We start from the raw sequence: 13827 nt of genomic DNA on the forward strand, positions 1-13827 counted from the left end.
TAGCCTCAACAGTCGCTTTGTGCACGGAACTCTGGGGAACGCCGCTGATTTGCGTAAAATTGCAGCGGTCGGGCGAACTCGGCTGATTGCCAGCGCCGTATTCGGCTCATTGGTTTGGGGGGATCGCGGTAGCCATGCGAGACGGCCTTTGGTTAGCCAAGTCAATCGTAACGACTTTCAAAGCGGACGTAATACAGTTTCTTATCCGTCAGCACACAAAGCTGATTGCCGTCGGGATGTGCCAAGATGTGTCGGGTCGAATCCTTCTGGTTGTCGAGTCGATGCTGGGCAACTTTTACACCTCGGTCGTTGACGACGACCAGGTGATGATCGTAGTTCTGTGCATAAAACCAACCGGTTGCTGGGTCGATCGCCAGGCAGCGGGGGGAGTTTCCAGTAGTCATGCCGACCACAGGTTTCTGCAAATTTTCCACGCTGTAGACATAGGTTCCGTAGCCGACATCGGGATGCTCGGCCAGCGAGCGATTGCCGCCCCCCGATGGCAAGGCGACAAATCTGCCATCAGGGCTGATTTCCAGTCGGCGCGGATTGGAAGCAATCGATGGGCCCACCTCTTGAATGCTGAGCCCTCGGCGACTCACCGCGAACTTATAGATGCCACTGCGGTCGGCGGCCAGGACATACTTGCCACCCGGGACCGCAGCAATCAATTGAAACTGCGAAATCCCCGAGGCCGATGGATGCGCGTTGACTCGAATGCCGTCCCAGGCTTTGGGGGCATTGTGAAAGGGGGCTGCATTCACTCGCCCTGTCACTTTTCCGTTGCGAGCATCCACGGCATAGATGTCTCGGCCACCGCCGTCGGTCACAAACACGACTGCTGAAGAAGGCTCGCCGGCGACCTTGTTGATCCCAGACGCCTCATGTCGATGTTTGATTTCCATCGACTCCGGATCAACCACACAAAACTCTTGCGTTGACTTCAGGGCAGCCACCAATCCCAAACTGCAGCGTGAAAGCCAACTTCCTTGTCCGCCTAGGTCAAGCGAATCCAGTGAGCGACCGTCGAGTACGGATAGCTTGTGGAGGTGTCCGCTCTGGTCCAAAGCGAGCACTTCCTGGCCGTTGGCTGACCACTGGAGATTGGGGACAATGGTTGCCCCGTCAATATCCATCTCGACAATCTTGATCTTGGTTGGGTCCTCTGGCGGTGGCGTGGTTTTCTGTTTCTTCTTCTTGCTGCTTGCCCGAGCGAGTTTTGCCAGGAAACTGCGGTCAGCAGCACTCAGTTTCTTGGTTTCCACTGTGACGCGCTGGCCGCCTTCTTTTTCTAAGACGACACTGCCACGGGCTTGGCTGATCACTTCGGCCTTCAGCGTAAAGTTGCCGTCCGCACTGGTCCAGGTTCGCATGTCACCGGAGGGGCCGTCGCTAGATTGTCCGAGTGCCAATCGACTGGAGCAAGCGATCAGCAGCAGTATCGCCAACAGTGTGGCGTATCGGTTTTGTCGTTGCAACGATTTGCACCTTGAGTGGGATTGGAGCGAGCAGGGCTAGAATAACCGTAGCGGCTTGTGCGCACCGCCGTTGCATTGTACGCATTTCGGCTGGTCTTGCCAGTAATCGCGGTTCGCAGTCTTGGTTTCCAGTGCGGCTAGCCCCCCAGCGAATCGGGCGAACTACAATTGTTTGGGAACAGCGTGGGCTGCGGAGCGTTGTTGTAGGGACAGGCATCGTTTGCGATCATGACTTTGATTGCGTTAGTCAATCTTTGTTTGACGTTCTATCACACATATCGGCGTATGAATTCAGCATCGAATCAATCCAATCAAGGGTTTCCCAGTTCAGTTCGTGCCCATCGTCGCGATGTTCGTGCCCATCGTCGCGATGTTCTGCGCGTCGGTTCGTTGGCACTGGGCGGGTTAACGTTGGCGGATCTGTTTCGCGCCCAAGGCGTACGGGGCGATCAAAAATGGTACGACTCTGTCGACGGCCCTGCCAAGAGCGTGATCCAGATCATACTGCCCGGTGCCGTCTCGGCTCAGGAAAGTTGGAATCCAAAGCCAGAATCTCCATTGGAGTACCGTGGGCCGTTTGGTGTCAATCAGACATCCGTCTCCGGAATCGTGCTCGGCGAGATGATGCCGCAAACTGCCAAGGTAGTTGATAAGCTGACGATCCTGCGTTCGGTCGTGGGCAAGATCCCCGATCATGGTGCTGGGCAGTACCACATGTTTCGTGGTTACCCGATGACGCCGGCGTTGAAGCACCCGACCATTGGCAGCGTTGTGAATCACGAATACCAATCACGTGGCGAACTGCCGGGCTACTTGGTGATTGGTGATTCAAAAGATGAAACCGGCTACCTCAGTCCCAAATACGGTCCGTTTACGACGGGGGCTGATCCCGCTTCGTCTGGTTTTCAAGTTCGCGATTTGCGTTTGCCAGGCGGTGTGACGATGGATGCCTTTGAGTCGCGCAAGCGCATGCGTGATGCGATCAACGCCCAGTTTCGTGCTTTGGAATCCAACGCATCTCCGCTGGACACCATGGATGCGTACTATCAACGCGCGTATCGCATGATGACGTCTCAGTCGGTTCGTGACGCGTTTGACTTGTCCAAGGAACCGGAGCAAATCAAACAGCGTTACGGCAAAGATCAATTCTATCGTGGCTCTGGTTCTCAGGCCGCTCTGCGGATGTTGTTGGCTCGGCGATTGGTTGAAGCCGGCGCTCGCTTTGTCACCTTGCGTTATGGTCAGTGGGACGATCATTCGGCGCTGCAAACGAGTTTTGAGCAGCAGATGCCAGCTTTCGATCACGCCTTTGCAGCTCTGATCAATGATCTTGATGAACGCGGTTTACTGGACAGCACCTTGGTCTGGGTTGCGTCTGAGTTTGGCCGGACCCCTAAAATCAATCAAGTCGCTGGCCGGGATCACTGGTCGCGTGTGTTTTCCATCGCGATGGCAGGCGGCGGGCTCAAACGCGGCATGATCTACGGGGACAGTGATGCAACGTCCACCGATCCAGCCCGTGATGCGGTTCCACTGGCGGACCTGCACGCAACCATCTATCGCCAGATCGGGATCAATTCGGACAAAGAGCTGATGACAGCAGGGAAACGTCCGATCGAAATCATTGACGGCGGCAAACCCATTGACGCGATCGTGGCTTGATCCTCAGCTGGCTGTTTGTTTCTTTCTGCTCGCTGCCATTGACCTTCCGCTTCACCATTTCAATGAAACTTCCATCTTCACTCCAGCAAGCCATTTGTGCGGCAATTCGGTCGGCTGTGATCATCACGGTCCTGGTGAGCGTGTGCGTCTTGGATCGGTCACGCTCTTGCAGCGCTCAGGAACGACCTGAGTTTTGTATTTTTCCTTATCGCTGTCCGATTGCAGCGCGACTGTCTCCACAGGTCGGCCAAACAGGCAGCGAGGTCAAGCTCTTGCTGCAAGGCGCCAGGCTTCAGGAAATACAGGAGGTGCTGTTCTACCGCTCTGGCATCACTTTTGTTGGATTCGAGCCAGCGGCCCTGGTTCCCGATGACATCCACCAGATGCCGATTGACGCGCCGGAGGGAACGGCGGCTTGGTTGACATTGAAGATTGCCGGTGACTGCCCCTTGGGCGAGCACTTCTTGCGGGTGCGCACCAGCGATGCCTTGTCCGAAATGGTTTCCTTTTGGGTGACGCCGTTTCCATGTGTCGCCGAGCAGCATCTTGGGCACGACTCGGCCACGTCATCCAACGGTTCCATTGAAACCGCCCAGCAGATTGCGCTGGGAAACAGTGTTTACGGATACCATCCTAAGAACAGCACCATGGATCATGACTTCTATGCCGTTGACTTGAATCAAGGGCAGCGGTTGACGGTCGAGGTTTGGTCCTCCTGTTTGGGCTATCAACATTTTCGGGCCATGAGTGACATTGCGATCACCGTGTATGACTCCGATGGCAAGCGAATCGCGGCCGTGGATGACAGTTCCCTGATGGGCATGGATCCGATTTTAAACATCACGGTCGAGCGAGCCGGGAAGTACTTTGTCAACATTCATCAGAGCATGGACTTTGAAGGTATCTTGCGGCACTATGTTGCTCACTTTAGTGATGCACCTCGTCCAATGATCACTTACCCGCTTGGCGGACAAGCGGGGACCGTGTTGTCGGCGGTGGGAATCGGGGACATCAGCGGGGACATTCCTCTAGAAATCAAGTTGCCAGCTAAGCCTGGCGCCTTCGAAAAAGCAATCCTGGAGCATCGCACTGGCAGGAGTGTCGTAGCCAATCAGGTCAAGTTGGCTTCCTTTGGTGATGTGCTCGAAGACGACCAGGCTCACTTTACCCCTGAAACGGCACAGCGCTTTGACGGTGACTTGCCGATCGCATTCAATGGGCAAATTCTGGACGAAGGCAAAACCGATTGGTTTCGTTTTCGAGCCGAGAAAGGCAAACGCTATCGAGTTCGCACCTACGCGGCCACGCTGGGATCTTCGCTGGATGCCAAATTGCGGATCATCCCGGCGCCGGGAGTGAACAGCCGAATCAACATCACTGCCGATGACTCATCGTGGGTCGACCATGATTGGTACGGTAACGATAAAGTCTGGATCATTCAGGATCGCATGGATCCGATCGCGGTCTTTGAGCCTGATGTGGACGGTGAATACCTTGTTGGGATTCATGATTCGCAGCGTTTGTATGGCCCTGATTATGTGTATCGCATTGAGTTTCAGCCCTTAACCGATCGAGCCTTGGTGCACTTTCCAACGGACTATCGCGAGGCGCCAAACAAACGCGATCGATTGGTGGTTCCGCGTGGGAACACGATCGAGCATCCGTTTGCGATCAAGTACGCGACGGGTAATCGCTATCGCGGCGGCATGCGTCTGGTTGCCCATGGCTTGCCCCAGGGAGTCAGTTTTTCCTGTCCGCCCTTAGAGCCAGGGCAGATGTTGACGCAGGGCGTGCTGACGGCAACAAAAGATGCCAAGCCTTGGTCAGGCCTGATTGATTTTTCACTCGAGCCCACCGAGCCGGATGCGGACTTCACCGGCAGTTACGTGCACAATGTCCCGTCGACGCAGCGGCGTGGAGGCAACGACGTGGTGTTTAATCGCGTCCGGCGTTGCGCGCTGGCCGTCGTGCAGGAAGCTCCGTTCGCGGTGTCCGTGAAGCAACCAACGATCTCGCTGGCACAGAATGCGATCATTGATTTAGAGGTCCAAGTTGATCGACGCGATGGCTTTGAAGGTGCCGTAAGGCTGTACGCTGCTTGGACGCCACCAGGGATCACGGTGTCGGTGCCGCTGGTCATTCCTGCCGGTCAGACCAAGGGAGTGTATCGCTTGCAAGCCTCTGGAAGTGTCAAGCCAGGCCAGTATCCTCTCACCTTGACGGCCCAAGAGAATCAAGGCGGTGATCGAGGCTGGGGCACCGGTTTTCACTTCGTCGCTTCACCTCCGATTCAGCTTTCCGTGGTCCGTCCCTATTTGGAGATTCAGCTGGCCCGTTCGTCGATTGAACGTCTGCAAGAAGGCACCATCAAAGCCACAATCAAGACCATCAATCCATTGCCTAGCCATGCCCAAGCCACACTGGTTCGCTTGCCCAAAGGGGTCGAGTTGCTCGCTCCCGTGACGATCAAGCCCGGACAGAGGGAGGCGGCATTCCAGGTTCGCGCGACAAAGGACTGTCTGACAGGGCAGTACCGTGAGATTGGCTGTCAAATTGCGATTCAAGCAGCCGGCCAAACCATCACTCAACAAACTGGGGACGGGACTCTTCGAATCGATGCGGAACGCTGATGAGTGATCGCACGATGAATCGACCGCCACTTGTAACCACCAATCGCCCTTTGCAGCCCCTTCAAATCATGCTTCGTTTTGTTCTTTTACTAGGCTTCACCCTGTTAGTGGTCCATCCACTGGCCGCCGCGGAACCAAAGGCGTCGACCAGTTTCAAGCTGGATGTCATGCCGGTGTTCATGAAATATGGTTGCAACTCCGGTGACTGCCATGGAGCGGCACGCGGCAAAGATGGCTTCATGTTGTCGTTGTTCGGTTACGATCCAGAAGGGGACTATTATCGCTTGCTGGAAGAGCATCCCGGCCGGCGGGTCAATCTTGTTGCCCCCAGTGAGAGTCTGCTGCTGCAAAAAGCCACCGGGAACGTCACGCATACTGGAGGCAAGTTGTTCACCGAGCAGGATGAGGCTTACAGGTTGTTGTTTCAGTGGCTCGCCGAGGGTGCCAAGCCAGACCCAGAAGACACGCCAACGATCCAGGGCATTCGAGTCCAACCCTCGGTCATCGAGTTCGCTGCGCCCGGTCAAGACACGGCGGTTAAGGTCATGGCTTCCTATTCAAATGGCTCTCAGCGTGACGTGACTCGCTGGTGTCGCTTCCTTTCCAGCAATGAAGCTGTGGTGGGAATCGACGAAGCTGGCAACGTGAGCGGCAATCGGGCTGGCGGTGCTCACGTGTTTGCTAGGTTCTCTCGTTTTACCGAAGGCTCGGAAGTCGTGGTGCTGCCTCGCGGGGAATCCAATTGGACCCAGCCGCCAGTGAATAATTACATTGATTCGTTGGTCTTCGCCAAGTTGCAAAAACTGCGGATTGAGCCATCGCCACTGGCCAGTGATGAGCACTTCTTGCGGCGTGTCACGATTGACCTCACTGGCACCTTGCCAACACCGGATGAGTACACTGAGTTCATCACGTCGACCGACCCGAACAAACGCTCTGCCAAAATCGACGAGTTGATCGCACGGGAAGACTTCGCCGAACTTTGGGCAGCGAAGTGGGGCGAATGGTTGCGGATCAAAGGCGACACCAACCCCGGCAGCGGGACGTCGATGAAAGCCGCTTGGGCGTTTTTCTATTGGTTGCGCGATCAGTTTATCAAAGATCGTCCGCTGGATGAACTGGTTGCCGATCTGATCACCGGAACAGGATCCAATATTCGCAATCCACCAAGCAACTTTTACACCATGGTCCCGCAGGCTGGATCGATTGACCCGGGGGCACTGGGGAAGGACGTTGCACAAATCACACTGGGGATTCGCACCGGTTGTGCAGAGTGCCATAACCATCCCTTTGATCGCTGGACCATGGACGACTATTACGGTTGGACATCATTCTTCACCGGGATTCAACGGAAACGGGGACGCGAAGCCCGTGAGATGCTGATCTCCGTTGATGTGACCGCGCGGCCAGCGAAGCACTTGATCGACGGAACTGAGATGCCCCATCGATTCCTCGGCGGTGAGGCACCTGATGTGACCGATCGTGACCCGCGCAAAGTTTTGGCAACCTGGATGACGGCCAAAGAGAATCGGCTGTTTCGCCGTAATCTAGCGAACCGAATTTGGCATCACTTCTTCGGTCGCGGGATCGTCGAACCGATTGATGACATTCGCATCAGTAATCCACCGGCGAATGAGCCCTTGCTGGAGGAACTGGGGCGGCGCTTGGCGGAGGAGCACGGGTATGGCTTGCGAGAGTTGGCTCGGGACATTTGTCATTCGCGAACGTATCAACTGTCCGCGCAAACCAATGCCTCGAATCAAGATGACGAGGAATTCTTTTCGCACGCCCGGTTGCGACGCCCACGTGCTGATGTTTTGTTCGATTGCCTCTCCCAGGCCTTGGAGTATCAGCATCGCATGCGACGTACCAGCAAAACCAAAGCCGTTGATCTGTTTGATGGCGGGCAGCGAGATGACTACAACGCGTACTTCTATTCAACCTTTGGCCAGGCACCGCGCCAGAGCGTTTGCGCCTGCGAAACCTCGGACGATGCAAAACTCTCGCAGGCCTTGCACTTGATCAATGGCGATACCATTGAACGCGCCCTGTCTCGCGAGTCGGTGTTGATTCCGGCACTGATGAAAACGTTTCCCAATCAGCCACGCCCCGTCATTGAACAACTGTACATTCGTGCCTTGACGCGCAAGCCGAGCGAAAGTGAATGGGAGGCACTGCTAAGCGAGTGGCCGGACACCATGGACGTCAAACAACAACTCACGTTTTACAACAATGTGATGTGGAGCTTATTGAACTCGTCCGAGTTCCTCTTCAATCACTAGGATGCTGCAGGGCGCGGGCCTAGCATGAGCCAGTGTTCTGAGTCGCCCAGGATCCTCCATCGCATCAAGTATTGCAACCAAGACCAATGAAACTCATTTTGCCAATGTCTCGTCACCGCATGGAACGTGTCGTCTGCGCATTACTGGTGGCCGTGGTTGGCGCTGCGACACTTGCAGCTGAGGCACCCAATTTTGAACAGCATGTGTCCCCGATCTTTAAGCAGCATTGTGTGGCCTGTCATAATCCAGACGATGCGGAAGCAGGATTAGATCTGAGTACCGCACAGGCGGCGCTGGCGGGTTCTAGCGGTGGCGACGTTGTCAAAGCAGGCTTGCCAGATTCGAGTCCGTTGGTGTTGACAATGACGCATCACGAGGATTATCCGGAGATGCCGCCGAACAAGCCAATGCTGGCGGCCAAGGAAATCAAGGTCGTGCAGGATTGGATCGCGGGCGGCTTGCTTGCTTCGGCGGGAGGTCAGTCTCAGCTTCGTGAGATGACGTTTGAAATTGCAGCCGGGTCCTCACAGCGCCCCGAGCAAGTGGCTTTTCCCGTCGGTTGGCCGGTGCCTGCCAGCCCCCAGCCAAACGCGGGGAAAATCGCGTCACCGGCGATTGCGATGGCGGCCAGTCCCTGGGCGAACTTGATTGCCGTCAGCGGTCACCGCAGCGTTTCTCTTTACGGGGACAAGGATTCCGATGGTGGTGCTAAGCTGATTGGCTCTCTGGACTTTCCCGAAGGTGATGTTCAGGATCTGCGTTTTTCAGCCAACGGCCAGCTCTTGTTGGTGGCCGGTGGGATCGCAGCCAAAACCGGCAAGGTCGCGATCTTTGATGTGGCCACAGGCAAACGCGTGGCCACCTTGGGCGAGGAATATGACGCGGTATTGTCCGCGGATATCAGTGCCGACCATCGCTACGTTGCGTTGGGGACAACGTCAAAGTTGGTCAAGATTTACGCTGCCGAGTCCGGCGAGCTGTTGCACCGCATCAAAAAACATACCGACTGGGTTTCCGTTGTGCGATTCAGTCCCGATGGCCAGCAATTGGCTAGCGGCGATCGCAACGGGGGCGTGTTCGTCTGGGAAGCGGAAAGCGGTGGCATTGTTTACTCGCTCGATGAGCACAAGCAGAAGGTCACCGCGCTTAGCTGGCGACCTGATGGTGCCGTCCTGGCTTCAGCTGGCGAAGATGGCACGTTCGTTTTGTGGGACATGAAAGATGGCTGGGCGACGCGTGCCGTCAAAGCTCACGTCGAGAAAGCGTTGACGCGTTACTCACGGCGAACCGGTGTCCTTGATATCACCTTTGCGGCTGACGGCACGTTGTTAACGATCGGTCGTGATCGTTGGCTGCGGAGCTGGAAAGTCGATGGGCAACCGCTGAAGAAGTTGGCCGCGTTGGAGGGCTTGCCGCTGCGATTAGGCTATGTCTCAGCTGCAAATCGAATCGTCGTGGGTGATTTTGATGGCCAGTTAACCTGGTACGATCACCAGTAAGATTCGGCGGTCGGGCAGAGGACTGTGGAGTGCGACGCACCGTCATGGGACACGCGCTTGATGCTTTTCGAGCCATCTTCCCCGGCTCTCTGGCAAGTGGCAGCGTCAGGCAAGTCGAAACAGCGTCAGATGGCTTGTCGACTGGCGCCTTGTCTTTAACGTTTTGTCTTTCAGCGCCTGATGACTTCGCCATAGCCGACTTCGTCAGGCGGCGAGGCTGTCGAGTACTGTCCGCTTTGATGGACCGAAGGTGGTCCAAACGGCTGGACCGATCCGCTGGCGACTTGCTTTGCAGAAGCGGCGGCCGCGCTGCCTGGTTGAGCCGCGCTACCAGGTGGAACTTCGTGGTCGCGCTGTCGGTGGTACCATGTGTTGGCGATCGTTCTGACCGCGCCACCGCCAGCTTGTTTCGCAGGGCGACTTTGGTGGGCCATTGCGCCTGGGGAGTTGTCAGACGCGTTGCTCACGGTGTTTCCCACCAGTGCAATCGCATTCGGATCAAGCTGGGCATTGTTTGGTTGTTGAGCGAGTTTCGCTTGAGCATGCGGATTGTGCACTGAGACAAACGCATCCACGGGGCCGCGTCCATTTCTCACCCAGGCCAGCCAGTGGTTTTGCAGATCCGCTAGCGACTGATAGCCGTAATGCTGACGAACATTGCTGGTCCATGACTCGTGCTGCATGTAGCCTTCAATGAATTTGATGAACTCGCGTGGTCCGGATTGAGCGATCAAGAATTCGCAAACCGAGTAGCCTTGAGCGTACAGCGGCAAGATGTCCGAGGGGTACTCTTTCATCAAGAACATTTGGTTCATGGGAATGCCGCGGCGATGGCTAAGGAATTCCAAGAGCTTGGCATCATGTTTCGTGCGTTCGGCGCTATGTTCAACCGTGGTGCAAATGCCTTCATCAGCCCAGCGTGGCAAGGGCTTGCCAAAGTGGGTCGCCAAAACCGTGTGAGTGACTTCATGCGGGAGCACGCTATCGAGGATGCGTTCGGGCGTGCCGATGACTTTCATTTGAAAGTTGCCCACCGGAAAGACGTTGTAGTTGGTCACACCTTGAGCAGCCAGGTTCGGCCCAGCGACGACTTCGATGGGGCAGGGATCTTGCCAAGGTTGGATCGGGCGACCGAGCCAGTACTGAGCGAGCTCCAAGCGATAGCGTTCGGCTTGCTCAGCCACTCGATCGGCAAGTTTCTGCGTGGGGGCCTGAACCAGAAAGTTCTGTGTTCGGCGGTGGGCTGCGAAACAGACAGTGCTCAGCGAGGCGAGCAACAGCGCGCCAATCAGGTGCGCAGTCGTACGAATGTTGGCTTCCATGCCTTGGTCCTTGGTGTTGCCTGAGTCCGGTGCGGGGGAGGAACTCACTGTCAATCGAACACGTCCTTGTGTTCCAATTGACGACTCAGAGTGCAATGTAGGGAGCTTGGCTGGCGACCGATAGAGAAGTTTTTTCACGCGTGAAACACGCGTTTTGAGCGAGCAGTGGCTAGCCGTTTGGGCTGGCGTTCCTGCCCGCGAGCATGGCTGGAGGTGCTGAAGCAAGCAGGTCAGCCTACCTCGGTCCATGCAGACGCGGCGGATCGCGTTGGGTCGGTGCTAGATCGCTTCGTTGCCGGTTTCCCCGGTCCGAATTCGAATGCAGTCGTCCATCGGCAGGACAAAGATTTTACCATCGCCGATCTCGCCACTCGGTTCACTGCGACCACCCTGCAAGATGGCTTCGATGGTGGGATTGACGAAGTCCTCGTTGACAGCGATCTGCAATTGGACTTTGCGCAACAGATTGACGCTGAATTCAGTGCCACGATAGTTGCCCGTCTGGCCCTTCTGTCGTCCAAAGCCTTGGCAGTCTAGCACCGTCAGTCGATGCACGTCGACTTGGGTAAGAGCTTCTTTGACGGCTTCCAGTTTCGATGGCTGGATGATGGCGATGATCAGTTTCACGGACGAACGTTTCCTAAGCCGAGAGGGCGTCGAGGCATGGGGTTATCAGGGGTGGCAGCAGTGCCGCGTTTGAACGATGGACCGCCTGAGAGTTCACGGAGGCTGTTCGATCAGCAGCAGTTTCATCGGATGCGGCTTCATCCGCCGCGATTTGCTGGCCGCTCACCTTTGATTTTCATCGGGAGAGTCAACAATCGGCGCTCCGATGCTGAGCACGGGGTTCAATATAACGCAACAAAGCCGGCTCCCGAAGCGGGCTACCGGCTTTGTGCTCATTGGTCGTAAAAATGCGAGAAAGCCCTAACTCGGACGAGCGAGGCGGACACTCGTCCGAGCAGGGCGCTTCTGGCCCAGGCAAGAGCCGAGAAGTTCTCACATGGTCCGCATGATGAGTTTGATGAGAAACCCAAGTGCCGGGATTAGCGGCGAGTTCTTCATCAGGTCACAGCGTCCAATTCATGACTGGGCAAATCAATGCCCGTGTTCGGTCACCCTGCCGCTGAACCCGGCAAGCCGAGATCAGCGACAGGGCTGCGGTAGGTAGATCAAGTGATCTTTTGTCCGGCAACAGCGTCCGAAGGATAGGCTTGCATGCCGTGCTCCGAAACGTCCAAGCCAGCTTGTTCTTCTTCTGCACTGACTCGCAGCATGCCAACAGCTTTCAGGCCGAAGAACACAACTGCCATCGTCGCGAAGGCCCAGACACAGATGACAACCGTTGAAATGCACTGGACGCCGATGAAGCCCACTCGAGTCATGTCGTCTACAGGAATGTCACCGAAGATGCCGGTGGCGATACCGCCCCAGACACCGCACAGGCCGTGAACTGGCCACGCACCCACTGGATCGTCGATTTTCAGCTTGTCCAGCATCACAATGCCCAAGACAACCAACGCACCACCGATTGCACCGATGATCAAAGATTCAGTTTGGGAAACGCGGTCGCAGTTAGCAGTGATCGCAACCAATCCACCCAAGATGCCGTTCAAAGCCATGGTCAAGTCTGGTTTGCTGAACAGAGCCCAGCCAACAATCATCGCAACGATGGCACCAGCGGCGGCAGCAATCGTCGTCGTCAAAGCAATGTAAGCAGTCGCAGAAGCGTTGGCACCACCGGCGTAAGTCAATTGGCTACCGGGGTTGAATCCATACCATCCCACCCACAGGATGAACACACCCAGAGCTGCGAAAGCAATGTTGTGACCTGGCAGTGGAACGCTCTTGCCATCGGCAGTGTAGCGACCCAGGCGGGGCCCAAGAGCAATGGCACCAGCCAAGCCGGCGAAACCACCCACCGCGTGCACGACGACACTACCGGCAAAGTCTTGGAAGCCCATCGCGTCCAAGAAGCCACCACCCCATTTCCAAGAACCGCTGATTGGGTAAATCAGGCCCGTCAGGATGGCACTGTAGATCAGGTAAGCACCGAATTTCATCCGGCCAGCAACAGCACCCGAAACGATGGTTGCAGCGGTCGCAGCGAAAGCAACTTGGAACAAGAAGTCAGCAAAGTTGCTAAAATCGGCGGTGTAGGCAGTGTCGTCAGCTGACACCATGGGCGTCACGCCACCGAGGTAACCTTCGACAACCCAGCCGTCGCCGGGATACATCAAAGAATAGCCAACAAACAAGAACAAGATGACACCCACTGAAAGGTCCATCACGTTCTTGGCCAGGATATTGACGGTGTTCTTGGCTGAATTCAACCCAACTTCGACCATCGCGAAGCCAGCCTGCATGAACAGAACCAAGACAGCACACACGAACATGATCAGTGTGTTGATCGTGAAAGCGTAGTCGCTCTCGGTGATATACACGGGCTCTTCAGCAGCTGCTTCTTCAGCAACGACTTCTTCAACTGCCGCTTCTTCCGCAACAGCTTCAACTGCTGCTTCGACAGCTGCCTCAGTTTCCTGTCCCATTAATTCTGGAGCACCCAGCCCCAGCACGATGCCCACAAGGGCTAAAGCCATCAGTGGTGTTCGCCACTTTCCAAGTCGACGCATGTTTCTCTTCTCTCTGAATGTTAAGTACGGAATGCGATGACTGACATCGCGCTGACGCGATGACAGTTAAGAGGTCGGACGTGTGGTCAGAGGTCATCATGCTGATGACCGTTCCGATTGCCCAACTGGCTTCCCCAGCTGGACATCGGGACAACTTGATCGACTGTCGATTCCGGTCGTTACTTACTCCTGCCCGGGCCATCCATCGTTAGGTTGAGTGGTAACTGAGGAACTCGATCGTCCGCTCGATCGGGAGAACGCAAATGCATAGGGCGCGCCAAATTCGGGCTTCTTTTTGAAAAGAGTTCTTAAGTCGCTAGC

At 56.0% G+C, this 13827-nt stretch carries 8 protein-coding genes; 4 read left to right on the top strand and 4 right to left on the bottom strand.

The window, feature by feature from the left end; all coding sequences use genetic code 11:
• Positions 1 to 161: 161 nt before the first annotated feature.
• On the bottom strand, positions 162 to 1478 hold the full coding sequence (locus SV7mr_RS00670) for an SHD1 domain-containing protein (protein WP_145268291.1): 1317 nt from the start codon (positions 1476 to 1478) through the stop codon (positions 162 to 164).
• Between the two features lie 228 nt (positions 1479 to 1706).
• Between SV7mr_RS00670 and SV7mr_RS00675 the strand changes: the two genes are divergently transcribed.
• The 4 genes from SV7mr_RS00675 to SV7mr_RS00690 all read left to right on the top strand — a co-directional run bounded on the left by SV7mr_RS00675 (position 1707) and on the right by SV7mr_RS00690 (position 9551).
• Positions 1707 to 3140: a DUF1501 domain-containing protein gene (locus tag SV7mr_RS00675; RefSeq protein ID WP_419187928.1), complete on the top strand. Its 1434-nt coding sequence runs from the start codon at positions 1707 to 1709 to the stop codon at positions 3138 to 3140.
• Positions 3141 to 3202: 62 nt separating this feature from the next.
• A complete protein-coding gene (locus SV7mr_RS00680; RefSeq protein ID WP_145268293.1) occupies positions 3203 to 5770 on the top strand; it encodes a PPC domain-containing protein in 2568 nt (855 codons plus the stop codon).
• A gap of 68 nt (positions 5771 to 5838) precedes the next feature.
• Positions 5839 to 8052: a DUF1549 domain-containing protein gene (locus SV7mr_RS00685; protein WP_145277855.1), complete on the top strand. Its 2214-nt coding sequence runs from the start codon at positions 5839 to 5841 to the stop codon at positions 8050 to 8052.
• Positions 8053 to 8138: 86 nt separating this feature from the next.
• A complete protein-coding gene (locus SV7mr_RS00690) occupies positions 8139 to 9551 on the top strand; it encodes a WD40 domain-containing protein (protein WP_145268295.1) in 1413 nt (470 codons plus the stop codon).
• Positions 9552 to 9721: 170 nt separating this feature from the next.
• Here the strand turns inward: SV7mr_RS00690 and SV7mr_RS00695 are convergent, their stop codons facing one another.
• The 3 genes from SV7mr_RS00695 to SV7mr_RS00705 all read right to left on the bottom strand — a co-directional run bounded on the left by SV7mr_RS00695 (position 9722) and on the right by SV7mr_RS00705 (position 13422).
• Positions 9722 to 10921, bottom strand: coding sequence for a hypothetical protein (locus SV7mr_RS00695; protein WP_145268297.1), 1200 nt, complete (start codon positions 10919 to 10921; stop codon positions 9722 to 9724).
• Positions 10922 to 11152: 231 nt separating this feature from the next.
• Entirely contained in the window at positions 11153 to 11500 is a 348-nt protein-coding gene (locus SV7mr_RS00700) for a P-II family nitrogen regulator (protein ID WP_145268299.1), read from the bottom strand.
• Between the two features lie 545 nt (positions 11501 to 12045).
• A complete protein-coding gene (locus tag SV7mr_RS00705; protein WP_145277857.1) occupies positions 12046 to 13422 on the bottom strand; it encodes an ammonium transporter in 1377 nt (458 codons plus the stop codon).
• Between the last annotated feature and the right edge of the window lie 405 nt (positions 13423 to 13827).

The sequence above is a fragment of the Stieleria bergensis genome (assembly GCA_007745635.1).
In the GTDB taxonomy this organism is placed as follows: domain Bacteria; phylum Planctomycetota; class Planctomycetia; order Pirellulales; family Pirellulaceae; genus Stieleria; species Stieleria bergensis.

Bases quoted from the DNA above. Each gene is read 5' to 3' on its own strand.
- SV7mr_RS00685 (WP_145277855.1), top strand. From the start codon at position 5,839: ATGCTTCGTTTTGTTCTTTTACTAGGCTTCACCCTGTTAGTGGTCCAT.
- SV7mr_RS00705 (WP_145277857.1), bottom strand. From the start codon at position 13,422: ATGGGACAGGAAACTGAGGCAGCTGTCGAAGCAGCAGTTGAAGCTGTT.
- SV7mr_RS00675 (WP_419187928.1), top strand. From the start codon at position 1,707: ATGACTTTGATTGCGTTAGTCAATCTTTGTTTGACGTTCTATCACACA.
- SV7mr_RS00680 (WP_145268293.1), top strand. From the start codon at position 3,203: ATGAAACTTCCATCTTCACTCCAGCAAGCCATTTGTGCGGCAATTCGG.
- SV7mr_RS00690 (WP_145268295.1), top strand. From the start codon at position 8,139: ATGAAACTCATTTTGCCAATGTCTCGTCACCGCATGGAACGTGTCGTC.